This is a genomic window from Ensifer sp. LC163 (genome assembly GCF_001695855.1).
Classification (GTDB): domain Bacteria; phylum Pseudomonadota; class Alphaproteobacteria; order Rhizobiales; family Rhizobiaceae; genus Ensifer.
Genome location: NZ_MBSS01000001.1, coordinates 421,817 through 436,633, shown reverse-complemented (window position 1 = coordinate 436,633; position 14,817 = coordinate 421,817). Strand labels below are relative to the sequence as shown.

Sequence of the window (14,817 nt, the reverse complement as noted above, 5' to 3'; positions counted from 1 at the left end):
AAAGTTTCAGTGGCCGGTCCATAGCCAAGGCCGGCCACGCCGTCATTCGAAATGGAAGCAGGAAGACGATCATGAGCATGATCAAGTGCATTTCTCCGGTGAACGGAGAGGTTTATGCCGAGCGCCCGGCCTTGCCGCTGGAGCTGGCGAGACAGGCGGTCGCCCACGCCCGTCAGGCGCAGAAAAGCTGGGCGCGCCGCCCGCTGGACGAGCGCGTCAATCTGGTGCTGGCCGGTGTCGCCCGTCTCAACGAGATGGTCGACGAGGTCGTGCCGGAACTGGCCTGGCAGATGGGCCGGCCGGTGCGCTACGGCGGCGAGTTCAGGGGATTCAACGAGCGCTCGAACTATGTCGCTTCGATTGCCGCCGATGCGCTGAAACCGATCCTTGTCGAGGAAAGCGACCGCTTCGGTCGTCGTATCGAGCGCGAGCCGCATGGCGTGGTCTTCGTCATCGCGCCGTGGAATTACCCCTATATGACCGCGATCAATACGGTCGCGCCGGCGCTGATGGCCGGCAACACCGTCATCATCAAGCACGCCAGCCAGACCATCCTGGTGGGTGAACGCATGGTGCGCGCCTTCGTCGAAGCCGGCGTTCCGGCCGACGTGTTCCAGAACGTCTTCCTCGACCATGAGACGACGGCAGCCTTGATCGCGGCCAAGAGCTTCGACTTCATCAACTTCACCGGTTCGGTCGAAGGCGGCCGGTCGATCGAACGCGCGGCTGCCGGAACCTTTACCGGTCTCGGCCTCGAACTCGGCGGCAAGGATCCTGGCTACGTCATGGAAGACGCCGATCTCGATGCGGCCGTTGACACGCTGATGGATGGCGCCACCTTCAATTCCGGCCAATGCTGCTGCGGCATCGAGCGCATCTATGTGCATGAATCGCTCTATGACGCCTTCGTCGAGAAGTCGGTCGCCTGGGTGTCGAACTACAAGCTCGGCGATCCGCTCGATCCGGAAACGACGCTTGGACCGATGGCGCACAAGCGCTTCGCCGCAACCGTTCGCGAGCAGATCAGCGATGCGATCTCGAAGGGCGCCAAGGCGCTGGTCGACCCAAAACTGTTTCCGCAGGACGACGGCGGCGCCTATCTCGCGCCGCAGGTGCTGGTCGATGTCGATCACTCCATGGCCTTCATGCGCGAGGAAACCTTCGGCCCGGCCGTCGGCATCATGAAGGTGAAGAGCGACAGCCAGGCGATCGAGCTGATGAACGATTGCCAATACGGGCTCACCGTGTCGCTGTGGACCCAGGATGCTGACCGCGCCTCGCGCATCGGCCGCGATCTCGAAACCGGCACCGTGTTCATGAACCGCGCCGACTACCTCGATCCGGCATTGTGCTGGACCGGCGTCAAGGAAACCGGCCGCGGCGGCTCGCTTTCGGTCATCGGCTTCCAGAACCTTACCCGTCCGAAATCCTACCATCTGAAGAAAGTCACCGCATGACGATCACCGCGAACTGGAGCTATCCGACCGCCATCAAGTTCGGCGCCGGCCGGATCAAGGAGCTTGCCGACCATTGCAAGGCCGCCGGCATGAAGAAGCCGCTCTTGATCACCGACCGTGGCCTGGCGCCGATGGCGATCACGCAGAACGCGCTCGATATCCTCGAGGCCAACGGCCTTGGCCGGGCGATCTTCGCCGACGTCGACCCGAACCCGAACGATGTCAATCTGGCCGCGGGCGTGAAGGCCTTCAAGGACGGCGACCATGACGGCGTCGTCGCCTTCGGCGGCGGCTCGGGTCTCGACCTCGGCAAGTGCGTGGCCTTCATGGCCGGCCAGAGCCGCCCGGTCTGGGACTTCGAGGATGTCGGCGACTGGTGGACCCGTGCGAGCGTCGAGGGCATCGCGCCGATCGTCGCCGTGCCAACGACAGCGGGCACCGGCTCCGAAGTCGGCCGCGCCAGCGTCATCACCAACTCGGCGAGCCACGTCAAGAAGGTGATCTTTCATCCGAAGTTCTTGCCTGCCGTTACCATCTGTGACCCGGAACTGACGGTCGGCATGCCGAAGGTCATCACCGCCGGCACCGGCATGGATGCGTTTGCCCATTGCCTGGAAGCCTATTCCTCGCCGTTCTATCATCCGATGTCGGCCGGCATCGCGCTTGAGGGCATGCGGCTGGTCAAGGAATATCTGCCGCGCGCCTACAAGGACGGGACCGATATCGAGGCTCGCGCCAACATGATGAGCGCGGCCGCCATGGGCGCTGTCGCCTTCCAGAAGGGGCTCGGCGCCATCCACTCGCTCTCCCATCCGGTCGGCGCGATCTACAACACCCATCATGGCATGACCAATGCCGTGGTCATGCCGCCGGTGCTGCGCTTCAACCGCTCCGCGATCGAGGACAAGATCGTACGGGCTGCCGCCTATCTCGGGATCTCCGGCGGGTTCGACGGTTTTTACGACTACGTGCTGAAGCTGCGCAAAGAACTCGGCGTTCCCGACAAACTCTCCGCACTCGGCGTCGGCACCGACCGCATCGACGAGATGTCGGAAATGGCGATCGTCGACCCGACGGCCGGCGGCAACCCGGTCGAGCTGACGCTCGATGCGGCCAAGAAGCTGTTCAAGGAGTGCATCTGAGCACAGGCGTATTGCCTAGGAGCATCTGACCGTTAATTTTCGTCGGCCCGGAAGACCCTTGGTTTTCCGGGCTTTTTCGCGTTCTGCCAGCGGATCGGGCAGGGCGGTATTAATCTTCGCCAGCGAAAATTTCCAATTCGTTAACCATGTTCTGAAAGGTTCTATTAAGCGGCACTGCTCGCTCGACGCGTCGGTCGGGCAGGGCGCGGGAACAGAGCAGAAAATGAGGAATAAGATGGCGGTCATCACATTCGCCAATGCAAAGGGCGGCGCGGGCAAGACGACGGCGGCGCTGATCCTGTCGACGGAACTGGCGAGACAGGGACACCGCGTCGTGGTCCTCGATGCCGATCCGCAGCGTTGGATCACCAGTTGGGCGGAAAACTCCGGCCAGATCGCCAATCTCTCCGTCATTTCGCATATCACCCCGGCATCGCTGGAATGTCATATCCGGGAAATGAAGGATGAGGCCGACTACATCATCATCGATCTCGCCGGTGCCAAGGATCAGATCGTCGCGTTGGCGCTCGCCCTTTCCGACCAGGTGCTGATCCCGGTGCAGGGCTGCGCCATGGATGCGCGCGGCGCCGTGCAGATCCTCGAGCTCATCCGCCAGATCGAGGACAGGGCGCGGGTACGCATCAACCATTCCGTCGTGCTCACCCGCGTCAATTCGCTGGTGACGACGCGGGCGCTGCAGACCATCAAGACGCTGCTTGCCTCGCGTGGCGTTGCCGTGCTTGACACGCCGATCGTCGAACGCGTTGCCTATCGCGAGATCTTCGACTGCGGCGGAACGCTGCAGTCGATGGATGCGACCCGCGTCAGCAACCTCGACAAGGCCCGCGAAAATGCAGCTGCGCTTGCCAAGGAAGTGCAGGCCCTGACGCCGGTGAGGGCACGCCGCTCCTGGGCCTCGCGTGCGCCGTCCTGGGCGACGCGGCGCGCGGCCTGATCAAAGGTCTGTGCTCGACGTCACTGTTTGAAAACCTCTCGCAACCGGAATTGACGTTCGTCAGTTCCGGTTGAATCGCGTTGCGCACTTCCCGAAAAGGCTGTCGCCCGTAAGGCTTCCTTTACCATGGGCTTATACCAGTGCTGGTGGAAAGTGATTGCACCTCATGGCGGTTTGCCGAGGTGCGGGTAGCCGCCATGATTGCGGCAATGATTGTGGATTCGACCTTTTTCGCTTGGTCTCCCGTCCAGTTTCCATGATCCAGCAAGAGCATGCAGGGAAGTCGCGCATGAAAACGGAACACGTCGCTGCCGGCAAGGAAGACATTGCCGGTCGTCTCAATTTCATGGCGCTTGATGATGCAGCCAAGACGAGCCTGAAGGCCCTGAAGCCGATCCTGGAGAAGGAACTGGCGCCGGCGCTCGACAGATTCTACGCCAGGGTCAAGAAGACGCCGGAGACGAACCGCTTCTTCTCGTCGGATGCGCACATCAACCGCGCCAAGGGTGCGCAGGTCGGTCATTGGGCGAATATCGCCGACGCCAATTTCAACGACGAATATGGCGCGAAGGTGCGCACCATCGGCCAGGTTCACGCCCGCATCGGCCTCGAGCCGCGCTGGTATATCGGCGGCTACGCGCTGATCGCCGAGCACCTCATCACCGAAATCGTTAGGGCGCATTGGCCGAAGGGCGGCCTGTTCTCGCGCCAGACGACCTCGGCGGAAGAGATGAGCGCGATGCTCTCGAGCCTCGTCAAGGGCATGTTCCTCGACATGGACCTGTCGATCTCGGTCTATATGGACGCTTCCGATGTGACGAAGCAGCGCGCGGTGCAGGAAGAGGTGCTGGCAACCGAGCGCAAGCTCGTCAGCCAGACCTTCGGCGTCGCCCTCAAGAAGATCTCCGACGGCGACCTGACGGCGCGCATCGCCGCCGATCTGCCTGTCGCTTACGAGGAACTCGGCGAAAACTTCAACCATGCGATCAGCGAGCTTGCCCGCGCGATCGGTGGCATCGAGGCCGGCGCCAGCCAGATCCACATGAGCGCCAAGGAGATTGCGGCAGCAGCCGACGATCTCGCCAAGCGTACCGAGCGCCAGGCGGCCAATTTGGAAGAGACGGCTGCTGCCGTCGAACAGGTGACGCGCACGGTCAAGCAGACCGCCGAGGGCGCCGACCAGGCGAACTCGACGGTGATTGCTGCCCGCGCCAACGCCGAGCAGAGCGGCGAGATCGTCACCCACGCGATCGAGGTGATGCAGGAAATCCAGACGTCGTCGGCAAGCATTGCCCGCATCGTCGACGTCATCGACGAGATCGCCTTCCAGACCAATCTGCTGGCGCTCAACGCCGGCATCGAGGCGGCGCGTGCCGGCGAGGCGGGCAGGGGCTTTGCCGTCGTCGCCTCGGAAGTGCGGGCGCTCGCCCAGCGCTGCGCCGATGCGGCCAAGGACATCCAGGGGCTGATCGCCAAGTCGCGCGGCCAGGTGGATGACGGTGTCAACTCGGTCAACCAGGTTGCCCAGTCGCTGCAGCAGATCGTCTCGCAGGTGGTCGAAGTCAGCTCGGTCTTCGGTTCCATCCGCGCCAGCACTGCCGAGCAGGCAACCGGCCTGCAGGCGGTCAACACGGCAATCGCCCAGATGGACCAGATCACCCAGCAGAACGCCGCCATGGTCGAAGAGGCCAATGCCGCCAGCCAGGCGCTGACGGTTGAATCGGAGCAGATCGCGCTGAAGCTGAAGGCGTTCCAGACGTCCACCCAGGTTCACGTTGGTACGGCGTCGGGCTACCGCCGCGCGGCCTGAGCCCGCGTATCGCAGCATGACCGACAGCGCCCCGGATCATCACGGTCCGGGGCGTTGCTTTTTTGTTGCCAGGTCTCACGAGCGCATCTGGATCGGCGGTGAAATTCGTGGTGCGCCTCGACGTCCGCGGTCGCCACCATCAGGCTTGACCTCTCTGCCCGCCGTAGGGGGGCACCGCTCGGCTCGTCCCCTCGAGCATGACCACTCCACGCGTCATCCTCGGGCTTGACCCGAGGATCCAGCGCTTCACCTGTACGATGACAGATGATCATTTCGCGTTGCGGACCCTGGATCCTCGGGTCAAGCCCGAGGATGACGGTGAGAGTGGGGCGCAATCTGCGGCTCAACGCGCGTCTGCATTGAGCGATGGCGTTCAAGACCGTCAACGTTCCGGCCGCGCCGCACGGCGACGAAACCGCTCAGAAGCGGCGGTCGACCAGGTGCTTGGCCTGCGCTCCGACATGGTAGAAGGCCGATTTGACGTTGCGCCAGGCGTCGGGGGTGACGGGCGTTTCGGCAAGCGGGATCGCCGAGGCCTGGCCGGTGACGTGGTTGGCGAGCGCCTTGCCGAAGACGGTGCCGGGGGCGATGCCGCGGCCGTTGTAACCGCTGACCGAGACGACGTTCGGCGCCAGCGTATGCATGGCCGGCAGGTTGTTGGTGGTCATGCCGATGCGGCCGTCCCACCAGTATTCGAAGCGGAAATCGCCGATATAGGGGAAAAGCTTGCGCACGGAGCGGGCGGCAAAGGCACGGTGGGTGCCCTCGGCCACCGCGTCCAGCCGGCCGATCGAGCCGAAGATCAGGCGGTTCTGCTGGTCCATGCGGAAGGAGGTCATGACGAGGCCGGTATCCCACGTGCCCTGGCGCTCCGGCAGGATGCGGCTCGCGACCGTCTCCGGCAGCGGATTGGTGGCGAACTGGAAGTAGGGAAGGATCGTCAGTTCCCGCGTATGCTCCTGCCATGGCGTCTGCGCGAACATGCCGCCATAGGCATTGGTGGCGAGGATCACCTGCTTGGCTCTGACGGTATTCTCACCAGCCCTGAGCACCCAGGTCTCGCCCTTGCGTTCGGCGCCGACGAGCGCAGTGTCCGTATAGATCTCGGCACCGGCGGCAAGGGCCGTACGAGCAAGGCCGCGCGCATAGGCAAGCGGCTGGATCGTGCCGGCACGGCGATCGAGAAGCGCGCCGGAGAAACCTTCGGCGCCCGAGAGCGCGGCCGCCCGCTCGGCCGAGAGAACCTCGACCGGCGCGCCGCGTTTCTTCCACTGGGCTTCGCGGTCGCGGATATCCTTCACCCCCTCGGCGCCGACGGCCATGTGCAGGGTGCCGTTGCGAACCGCTTCGCAGGAAATGCCGTGTTTCTCCACAAGCGCGTAAACCATTGCCGGGCCGTCGCCGAGTTCGCCGAGCAGGCGGTTGCCGGCCTCGGCACCGAGCGTTGCGATCAGGTCGTCCGGCTTCACCCACATGCCGGCATTGACGAGGCCGACATTGCGGCCGGAGCCGCCGAAGCCGATCATCTTCGCCTCGATCACCGTCGCCTTGACGCCCTTTTCGGCGAGATGAAGCGCTGCCGAAAGACCGGTGAAGCCGCCGCCGATGATGGCGACATCCGTCGCCAGGTCACGGGTGAGCGGACGCGTATCCGGCGCTGCCGGTGCCGTCGCATGCCAGAGGTTGGGCAGGGTGCGCTCGGTCGCCATCGCGGACATTCCTTCGGTAAGGGCCTGAAATTTGGAGGTGTCCAAGTGATAGGACCATCGCCTCGAAATTTCTCATGACAATGTTTCATGAGGTCATGAAGGCCGCGCGCCTCACGACGTGGTGCTGGGGGCCGCAAAAAATGACCGCAGCCGGTTCGTGGGCGGCCGCGGTCTGGGTCGTGTCGGTGGAGTAGTCGGGTTTAAATGTCTTTGCCAGGACGGTGGTCCGCCGTACCGGCCCTATGGGTTCCGATGAAAATTGCCTGACCGATGACGCGCTTGATCAGACAGGATCATTTTCAGTTGGGGGCGTGCCGGTGTCACTCCCCCAATTGGGTGATCGGAACCATAAAATGCTACGATTTCAATGAATTCGACCGGGATTCCGGCGGGTGCGTGTCGATGGCTTCCGCCCCGCTCATACGCTCAGGCGCCGATCGGCTTCGACATCGGTCAGATACGACGCGTCAGTCGACGAACTCGACCGTGACGCCGACGCTCACCATCTTGGCGAGTTCCGTGGCGTCCCAGTTGGTCAGGCGAACGCAGCCATGGCTCTGGGTCTTGCCGATCTTCGAAGGCTCCGGCGTGCCGTGAATGCCATAGGTCGGCCTCGAAAGCGCGATCCAGACCGTGCCGACCGGCCCGTTCGGGCCCGGCTGCAGCGTCAGGATCTTGTCGTTGTTGCCCTGCTTGAAGTTGATCTTCGGGTTGTAGGTGTAGCCGGGATTGAGCGCGATGCGCTCGACACTGACGGTGCCCGACGGTGAAGGCGTGTCGGAAGAGCCGATCGTAGCCGGGTAGGCGGCGACGAGCTTGCCGGCGGCATCATAGGCCAGAACCTGCTTGCGGGCCTTGTCTGCGATGATGCGCGCGACCTTTTCCTTCCGGTTTTCGCCGGGATTGATGACCTTGATGATCGTGCCTGGAATGGTGAAGTCGACGCCCGGATTGAGTTCGCGCAGATAGGCTTCGTCCATGTGAAACTTCTCGCCGAGCATTTCCGTCGTTGAGGTGAAGGACATGTGCGGCAGCATGGCCTTGTGGGCGTAATCGTCGGGGATCGAGGCGACATAGGGGCCGGCGGCGTCGGCTGCCGTGATCGTGTAGCTGGTGATCGGCAGGCCGCCGTTCATGCGCAGCCGCTCGAGAATGTCGTCGGTGTTGTTCGGATCGAGCGTTTCGCCGGTTGCCTGCTGCCAGGCCTCGATCGCCTTGGTGACGTTCGAGCCCATCTTGCCGTCGATGACGCCGGGCGAGAAGCCCTCGCGATCGAGGAACACCTGCAACGCGGTGATTTCGGCGCGCGACTTGGACTTGACCGACATGGCCGGCGGCATGGATTGCCTCAGCGGCTGCTCATACTGCGGGTCGATCGCCGCCTGTTCGCTGCCGTCGATCAGGCCGGGCAGGCTGTTGGGTAGTTCGTTGCGCTCCACGGAAGGCGGCACCACGTCGCCATAGGCCGGGTCGCGGTAATCGGGAATGGAGCCGGTCACGTCGCCCGGCTCCGAATAGCCATAGCCGCGATCGCGGCTGCGGCGGTTGGAGTAAACGTCAACGTCGCCCTGGCGGCGATAGCCGCCATAGCCATCGGACGGCACGACGGTTGCGACCACATTGCCCCAGTTGTCGACCAACACCGTGCGGCCGCGGCGGTCACGCATGGTGCGCACTTCGTCCGAGCCTGGCATATAATCGAGAATTTCGCCTTCCGGCGTCACCAGCATCACGTCGCCATTGCCGCGGCGATTGCGACCGTAGCCTTCCTGAGCAAAGGCGGATGCAAGATCCACGGCGAAGAAGCCGGCTGCGGCGAGAAGCGAGAGGCCGGTGCGGGTCGCTGACGTCACGATAAAACCTGTTCTCATGGTGGTTGATGTGGCGCGGTACATTCGGATTTCGACGTTAATGTGAAAAAAATGAATTCATCATGAATAAGCGGTTAAATTCTATCTAGGCGCGGTCTTAGCAGCTTTCAACCGATGAAAAACAGCCCCTGTCGGCTATCATGTCTTTGTGATCGCTGTGATTCCCGTGGGTTGGACTGGAGGCCGGTGCATGCGAACGAGATATGATGCACCTGATGACGCACAGGAAAACCACATCCTGTTCGACCGCTCGTCGGCGCTCGACATCGCTGCCTTCGTCGTCGATGGCGTCGATCTTTCGCCGGGTACCGCGATCCCGTCTGATGGCGATCAGCGCATCGACCGGGCGCTGGCGGGCTTTCTCTTCACCTGTGGACCCGAGCACATCCGCCATCCCGAGCCGATTGCCGGCGGCGGCGAGGGCGCACGCTATCCCTTGCACGGTTCGCTGGCCGGCACGCCGGTCAAGCACACGCACATGTCCGCCGACAGCACGCTCTGCATCGCCACCGTCGAGATCAACCTTGCGGACGGTGGCCATGCGCTCTTGGAGCGGCGCTGGCATGTGGATGCGGACCGGCACGAGGTGATGCTGGAAGACCGGCTGACCAACACCGGCGCCGATGCCTTTCCGCCGATGATGATGTACCACCTCAATATTGCCGGCCGGCTCGTCGGTGACGATACCCGCATAACCAGCCGCTCCTTTGCCGAGGGAGAGCGGGGCTGGCGCTTCGGCGAGGGCGAGAGCGCGCATTTCTGCATTCCCGCTGACGTTGGCGCGGACGGCTGGTCCGAGGTGACGCTTTCGCCGCTTGTCGGCGCCGGCGGCAAGCGGCTGACGGTGCGCTTTCGCGCCGATACCCTGCCTTATCTGCAGATGTGGCGCTGTCAGCGCGGCATGGCCGACGTCATCAGCATCGAGCCGGCGTCACATCGCCTGGCAAAGCGACCGGAACTCGCCGGGGCCGGTGAGCTGCAGCTGCTCGAGCCCGGGCAGACGCGGACCTATGCGCTCGCCTTCGGCGCCTCCTAATGTACGTTTGGACGCGTTTGGAATTGACGCCGACGGGCACCACGCCTACATCAGGAGCCAAGGTTTTTTGCAGGGATTAAGCGACCATGGACATCCGCCCGATCAACGATGAATACTCGGTTTCCGGCCAGATCACGGTCGAAGACCTCGACCAGATCAAGGCGCTTGGCTTCAAGTCCATCGTCTGCCATCGCCCCGATTTCGAGACGCCGGACCAGCCGACCTTCGATTCCATCGCGGCGCGCGCGCAGGAACTGGGGATTGAGACCATGCATATTCCCGTCGGCCCGATGGGCGTGACGGCGGACGCAGTTCAAAAGATGGTCGACGCCCTCGACGAATTCCAGCGGCCGATGCTCGGCTATTGCCGCTCGGGCGCCCGCTCGACAGCGGTCTTCCAGCAGACGCAACATATTCGCGGCTGAGCCGGCTCACCGCAGCATAGGGGCGCACTGCGCTCTGTGACGCCTTGCGCCTCCGGGGACGCATACCACCCCGGGGATGCGTGGCACCCCGGGCATGCGTGACTTGATGTGCCGGTCCAACCGCGGTTCGAACAATCGACCGACGGAGGATGAGGCATGGCGGGAATCCATCTGATCGAGCGCGAGCAGTGGGCCGAAAAGCCCGATGTCTGGCAGGGCGAGTTCCAGGGCGGCGCCTACGGTGCCGACGTCTCGGTGATGTTCTTTACGACCGACAGGATCGGCGGCGGCCCGAAGCTGCACCGCCATCCCTATCCCGAGACCTTCATCATCCGCACGGGGCGCGCGCTGTTTACCGTCGGCGATCGCAAGATCGAGGCCGAGGTCGGCCAGATCGTCGTGGCGCCGGCCAATATGCCGCACAAGTTCGAAAACCTCGGACCCGGGCGCCTGGAAACCACTGACCTGCATGTGGCCGGCGCGTTTTCGACGGAATGGCTGGAATAGGCAAATGATCTCCCAGCGCCGCCGACGCGGCGCAACTGGATTCCTGTGCTTGTCACAAGAATCCAGCCACGGCGCGTCTGCGCCGTGATTGACCTTTGTGCAGGCGGAGCCTGCGTTCCGATCAGCCCTTCCTGATTTCGCTCAGCGTGCGTGTCGGCGTGATGGCTTCCGGGTCGAGCTTGATTTCGATGATCGCCGGCTTGCCGCTGGCGCGGGCGCGCAGGAACGCATCGGCAAACTCTTCGGTCTTTTCCACCGTCTCGCCGTGGCCGCCATAGGCGCGGGCAAGGGCGGCGAAATCCGGATTGGTCAGGTCCGTGGCGCTGACGCGGCCGGGATAATCCCGCTCCTGGTGCATGCGGATCGTGCCGTAGATGCCGTTGTTGACGACGACGGTGATAACAGGCAGGCGGTAGCGCACGGCGGTTGCAAATTCCTGGCCGTGCATCAGGAAGCAGCCGTCGCCGGCAAAGCAGATGACCTCGCGGTCCGGATGCAGGTGCTTGGCGGCCACGGCCGCGGGCAGGCCGTAGCCCATGGAGCCGGAGGCGGGGGCGGCCTGCGTTGCGTATCGGCGGAAGCGGTGGAAGCGATGCACCCAGGTGGCGTAGTTGCCGGCGCCATTGGTGAAGATGGTATCTTCGGGCGTGTTCGCCTCGATCCAGTTCATGATCGGGCCCATGTGCACGTCGCCGGGGCCGCTTTCCGGCGGTGTCGACCACTTGAGGTAGCCTTCATGCATCGCCCTGGTGCGGGCAGACCAGACCGGTTCGGCCGCGGGCGCGAGGCCTTCGAGCGCGGCGGTGAAATCGCGGGGGCTGGCGGCGATCGCCAGTTCCGGCCGGTAGACGCGGCCGAGTTCGGAAGCGTCCGGATGGATATGCACCAGCGTCTGGCGCGGGTAGGGCGCATCCATCAGCGTATAGCCGGACGACGGCATTTCGGAGAAGCGTCCGCCGACCAGCAGCACGAGATCAGCTTCCTTGATCTCTTTTGCCAGCGCCGGGTTGATGCCGATGCCGACATCGCCGGCATAGTTGGGGTGCAGGTGGTCGAACAGCATCTGGCGGCGGAAGGAGCAGCCGACCGGTAGGCTCCAGCGCTCGGCGAAGCGCTGGAATTCAGCGACGCTGTCGGCCGTCCAGCGGGTGCCGCCGAGGATGGCGATTGGGCGTTTGGCGCCTGCAAGCAACGCGCCGAGCTCCCTGATCTGGGAAGGACCCGGATGGCCCTCGACCGGCTGGTAGGGCTTTGCCGCCGGCGCTTCGGCGCGCCGCGTCAGCATGTCTTCGGGAAGCGTCAGCACGACCGGGCCGGGCCGGCCCGAGGTGGCGACCGCAAAGGCGCGGGTGACAAATTCGGGAATGCGGGCGGGATCGTCGATCTCGCCCACCCATTTGGCAACTTCGGTGAAGGCGCGGCGATATTCGATTTCCTGGAAGGCTTCGCGCTCACGCGCCTCGCTCTGTACCTGGCCGATGAACAGGATCATCGGGATCGAATCCTGCCGCGCGACATGCAGGCCGGCCGACGCATTGGTGGCGCCGGGGCCGCGCGTCACCATGCAGATGCCGGGTTTGCCGCTGAGGCGGCCCCAGGCATCGGCCATCATCGCAGCACCCCCCTCCTGGCGGCAGACGACGACATCGATGTCGGTGTCATAGAGCGCATCCAGCACCGCCAGATAGCTTTCCCCCGGTACGCAGGCGATGCGTTTGACGCCATTGGCGACGAGCGCGTCGACGACGAGCTGACCTCCAGTTTTCATGCTTTCCTCCCGATAGTCATTCTTTTGTTTTCAGACTGCTTATTTTCAGATCGCTGGCGAAACCGGAGCGATGCTCGCGGTCTTGTCGATCCGGCGTTCCCGCCAGATGATGTAGAGGCCGGAGCCGATGATGATGGAAATGCCCAGCCATTTCAGCGCGTCGGGCAGGTCGCCGAAGACGAGCCAGCCGAAGATCGTCGCCGAGACGATTTCGAGATATTGCAGCGGCGCCAGCACCGAGGCGGGGGCGGAGCGATAGGCATAGACGCCGAGCACGCCCGATATGGTGGCGGTGACGCCGACGCCGAGCAGATAGAACCAGGTGTCGCCCTCGGGCCAGACCGGATCGAACACACTCGATCCACTGCCTTCGCCCAGCCAGAGCAGAACGAGGCAGAAGACGCCGCCCCAGATGCCGGCATGGAACTGCATCGACCAGGGATCTTCGTTCTGCGCCACCATGCGCGTCACCAGCAGGAATACGGCCAGGCCGAAGGCGGCGACGATCGGCAACAGCGCGATCAGCCCCACTTCCTGCATGCTTGGCTGGATGACCAGCAGCGCGCCGAGGAAACCGACGGCGCAGGCGGTGTAGCGCCGCCAGCCGATCGTCTCCTTGAGGAAGATGCTGCCGAGGATGGTGAGGATGATCGGCTCGACGAAGAAGATGGCGATGGCGTCGGCCACCTCCATCACCTTCAGCGTGGTGATGAACGACAGCATGGTGACGACAAGCAGGCCACCGCGCAGCGCGTGCAGCCCGGTCTTGCGCCATGTGAGATCGAAGAGGCTGCCGCGCATAAGGACGATCGGCAGGATGAAGACGACCTGCAGCAGGAAGCGCACGGCGGTGATCTGCGCCGAGGGCACGGTTGCGATCGCCAGCTTGGCGAAGATGTCGATGAGCGGCGACAGGAGCACTGAGAGGACCATCAGCGTCAGGCCGAAGGAGATGCGGTCGTTGGTTGTCTTGGGGAGGGACATGTCTGCCATGGTGATTTCGGGTCAGGGCCTCTTGCCAGCCGCGGCCTTGGCGGCCGCGGATCGGCACCAGGCGGCAAAGTCCCCCGTTACCTTCTCCCGGCCGATTTCGTTGAGCGTCTCGTGACGCATGCCGTCATGGATCGTCACGGACACATCCGTCATGCCGCGCGCCTTCATGCGCGCACCGAGCCAGCGGATCGCGCCGCCATTTTCGGTCGACGGGTCGGCGCTGCCGCCGACGAGATGGACGGGCAAGCTGGCAGGAAGGCGCGCCAGCCGGTCTGCCCGTGCGCCGGCAAAGGCGAGCCGCATCAGGTCCAGCCACAGCGACACCGTCGCGTCGAAGCCGCAAAGCGGGTCGTCGATATATTTCGTCACCTCCGCCTCGTCGCGCGACAGCCAGTCGAAATCGGTCTTGCGATCCTTGATCGCCTGGCCCCAGGCGCCGAAGGTGAGCTTCGACAATAGCGGGCTCGGCACGTCGGAGCCCTTCAGCGCCTTTTCGATCTTCAGGATCAGCTGGCCGCCGCGCCCGGCGATACCAGGGCGAAAATTCGAGTTCCAGACGGCGAGCGCATCGTAGAGACCCGGATCGGTCTCGGCGGCGTTGAGCGCGATCAGCCCGCCCATGGAATGACCGAAGAGGATGACCGGCAGGCCCGGATGGGCCGCTGTGGCGAGCGCGCGCATGGCCTTGATGTCGGCGAACACCTTGTCGAGGCCTGCGCTGTTCGAGAACATCGCAAGCGGCGCATCTGGCGCACGGGTGGCGCCGTGGCCGCGATGATCGTGGGCATAGACGTGGAAGCCGTGGCCGGCCATCGCTTCGGCGAAACGGGCGTAGCGGCCGGAATGTTCGGCCAGGCCATGGCTGATAAGAAGAATGCCGCGCGCGTCGGCGGTGGCCGGAAAGTGCCGCCAGCTCAGGTGAGCGCCTGTCGGGCTCTGATGCGTCCTCACCTGCCCGAACATGCCTTCTCCCGGACCAATCGTCAGACTCTGCCGATATCAAATCGATTTGCGGCGGAAAGGCAATCGCTGCTTGGTGATCGTTACGCATGAGGTCACAAGCGATTTCCCGGACCTGTAATTAACAGTTGCAATTTTCCCGTTTTGAGCGATATTTGTTCTCGTTTTGTTTTGCGGGAGAGTG

General features: G+C 63.8%; 12 protein-coding genes. 7 read left to right on the top strand and 5 right to left on the bottom strand.

What is annotated here, in order from left to right; genetic code table 11:
- Positions 1–71 precede the first annotated feature (71 nt).
- The 4 genes from BC360_RS02140 to BC360_RS02125 all read left to right on the top strand — a co-directional run bounded on the left by BC360_RS02140 (position 72) and on the right by BC360_RS02125 (position 5,364).
- On the top strand, positions 72–1,457 hold the full coding sequence (locus tag BC360_RS02140) for an aldehyde dehydrogenase family protein (RefSeq protein ID WP_065794061.1): 1,386 nt from the start codon (positions 72–74) through the stop codon (positions 1,455–1,457).
- Positions 1,454–2,599: an iron-containing alcohol dehydrogenase gene (locus BC360_RS02135; protein ID WP_065794060.1), complete on the top strand. Its 1,146-nt coding sequence runs from the start codon at positions 1,454–1,456 to the stop codon at positions 2,597–2,599. The genes BC360_RS02140 and BC360_RS02135 overlap by 4 nt, the downstream gene beginning before the upstream one ends.
- Positions 2,600–2,834: 235 nt before the next feature.
- The gene (locus BC360_RS02130; RefSeq protein ID WP_065794059.1) at positions 2,835–3,554 is read left to right on the top strand and encodes a ParA family protein; all 720 of its coding nucleotides are present in this window, start codon (positions 2,835–2,837) and stop codon (positions 3,552–3,554) included.
- A 289-nt stretch (positions 3,555–3,843) separates the two neighbouring features.
- The gene (locus tag BC360_RS02125; protein WP_065794058.1) at positions 3,844–5,364 is read left to right on the top strand and encodes a globin-coupled sensor protein; all 1,521 of its coding nucleotides are present in this window, start codon (positions 3,844–3,846) and stop codon (positions 5,362–5,364) included.
- 419 nt (positions 5,365–5,783) lie between these two features.
- Here BC360_RS02125 and BC360_RS02120 read toward each other — a convergent pair whose 3' ends face one another.
- Together BC360_RS02120 and BC360_RS02115 are read right to left on the bottom strand one after the other, a co-directional pair.
- On the bottom strand, positions 5,784–7,073 hold the full coding sequence (locus BC360_RS02120; protein ID WP_065794276.1) for an NAD(P)/FAD-dependent oxidoreductase: 1,290 nt from the start codon (positions 7,071–7,073) through the stop codon (positions 5,784–5,786).
- A 467-nt stretch (positions 7,074–7,540) separates the two neighbouring features.
- Positions 7,541–8,968 carry a L,D-transpeptidase family protein gene (locus BC360_RS02115; protein ID WP_065794057.1) on the bottom strand — a complete coding sequence of 476 codons (1,428 nt, stop codon included), beginning with the start codon at positions 8,966–8,968 and terminating at the stop codon, positions 7,541–7,543.
- A gap of 166 nt (positions 8,969–9,134) precedes the next feature.
- On the opposite strand from BC360_RS02115, the gene BC360_RS02110 reads away from it, so the two are divergent.
- From BC360_RS02110 to BC360_RS02100, 3 genes are all read left to right on the top strand, one after another.
- Positions 9,135–9,980 carry a DUF4432 family protein gene (locus BC360_RS02110; protein WP_065794056.1) on the top strand — a complete coding sequence of 282 codons (846 nt, stop codon included), beginning with the start codon at positions 9,135–9,137 and terminating at the stop codon, positions 9,978–9,980.
- A gap of 86 nt (positions 9,981–10,066) precedes the next feature.
- Positions 10,067–10,405: a TIGR01244 family sulfur transferase gene (locus BC360_RS02105; protein WP_065786755.1), complete on the top strand. Its 339-nt coding sequence runs from the start codon at positions 10,067–10,069 to the stop codon at positions 10,403–10,405.
- A 156-nt stretch (positions 10,406–10,561) separates the two neighbouring features.
- Complete coding sequence (locus BC360_RS02100; RefSeq protein WP_065794055.1) at positions 10,562–10,912, top strand: cupin domain-containing protein; 351 nt, start codon at positions 10,562–10,564, stop codon at positions 10,910–10,912.
- 121 nt (positions 10,913–11,033) lie between these two features.
- Here BC360_RS02100 and BC360_RS02095 read toward each other — a convergent pair whose 3' ends face one another.
- The 3 genes from BC360_RS02095 to BC360_RS02085 are packed head-to-tail and all read right to left on the bottom strand — an operon-like array spanning position 11,034 to position 14,636.
- Entirely contained in the window at positions 11,034–12,680 is a 1,647-nt protein-coding gene (locus tag BC360_RS02095) for a thiamine pyrophosphate-binding protein (protein ID WP_065794054.1), read from the bottom strand.
- Between the two features lie 45 nt (positions 12,681–12,725).
- Complete coding sequence (locus BC360_RS02090) at positions 12,726–13,673, bottom strand: DMT family transporter (protein ID WP_065794053.1); 948 nt, start codon at positions 13,671–13,673, stop codon at positions 12,726–12,728.
- Between the two features lie 12 nt (positions 13,674–13,685).
- On the bottom strand, positions 13,686–14,636 hold the full coding sequence (locus BC360_RS02085) for an alpha/beta fold hydrolase (protein ID WP_065786760.1): 951 nt from the start codon (positions 14,634–14,636) through the stop codon (positions 13,686–13,688).
- Positions 14,637–14,817: the final 181 nt, after the last annotated feature.

Bases quoted from the DNA above. Each gene is read 5' to 3' on its own strand.
- BC360_RS02085 (WP_065786760.1), bottom strand. From the start codon at position 14,636: ATGTTCGGGCAGGTGAGGACGCATCAGAGCCCGACAGGCGCTCACCTG.
- BC360_RS02140 (WP_065794061.1), top strand. From the start codon at position 72: ATGAGCATGATCAAGTGCATTTCTCCGGTGAACGGAGAGGTTTATGCC.
- BC360_RS02090 (WP_065794053.1), bottom strand. From the start codon at position 13,673: ATGGCAGACATGTCCCTCCCCAAGACAACCAACGACCGCATCTCCTTC.
- BC360_RS02120 (WP_065794276.1), bottom strand. From the start codon at position 7,073: ATGGCGACCGAGCGCACCCTGCCCAACCTCTGGCATGCGACGGCACCG.
- BC360_RS02130 (WP_065794059.1), top strand. From the start codon at position 2,835: ATGGCGGTCATCACATTCGCCAATGCAAAGGGCGGCGCGGGCAAGACG.
- BC360_RS02110 (WP_065794056.1), top strand. From the start codon at position 9,135: ATGCGAACGAGATATGATGCACCTGATGACGCACAGGAAAACCACATC.
- BC360_RS02095 (WP_065794054.1), bottom strand. From the start codon at position 12,680: ATGAAAACTGGAGGTCAGCTCGTCGTCGACGCGCTCGTCGCCAATGGC.
- BC360_RS02105 (WP_065786755.1), top strand. From the start codon at position 10,067: ATGGACATCCGCCCGATCAACGATGAATACTCGGTTTCCGGCCAGATC.
- BC360_RS02100 (WP_065794055.1), top strand. From the start codon at position 10,562: ATGGCGGGAATCCATCTGATCGAGCGCGAGCAGTGGGCCGAAAAGCCC.
- BC360_RS02135 (WP_065794060.1), top strand. From the start codon at position 1,454: ATGACGATCACCGCGAACTGGAGCTATCCGACCGCCATCAAGTTCGGC.
- BC360_RS02125 (WP_065794058.1), top strand. From the start codon at position 3,844: ATGAAAACGGAACACGTCGCTGCCGGCAAGGAAGACATTGCCGGTCGT.
- BC360_RS02115 (WP_065794057.1), bottom strand. From the start codon at position 8,968: ATGTACCGCGCCACATCAACCACCATGAGAACAGGTTTTATCGTGACG.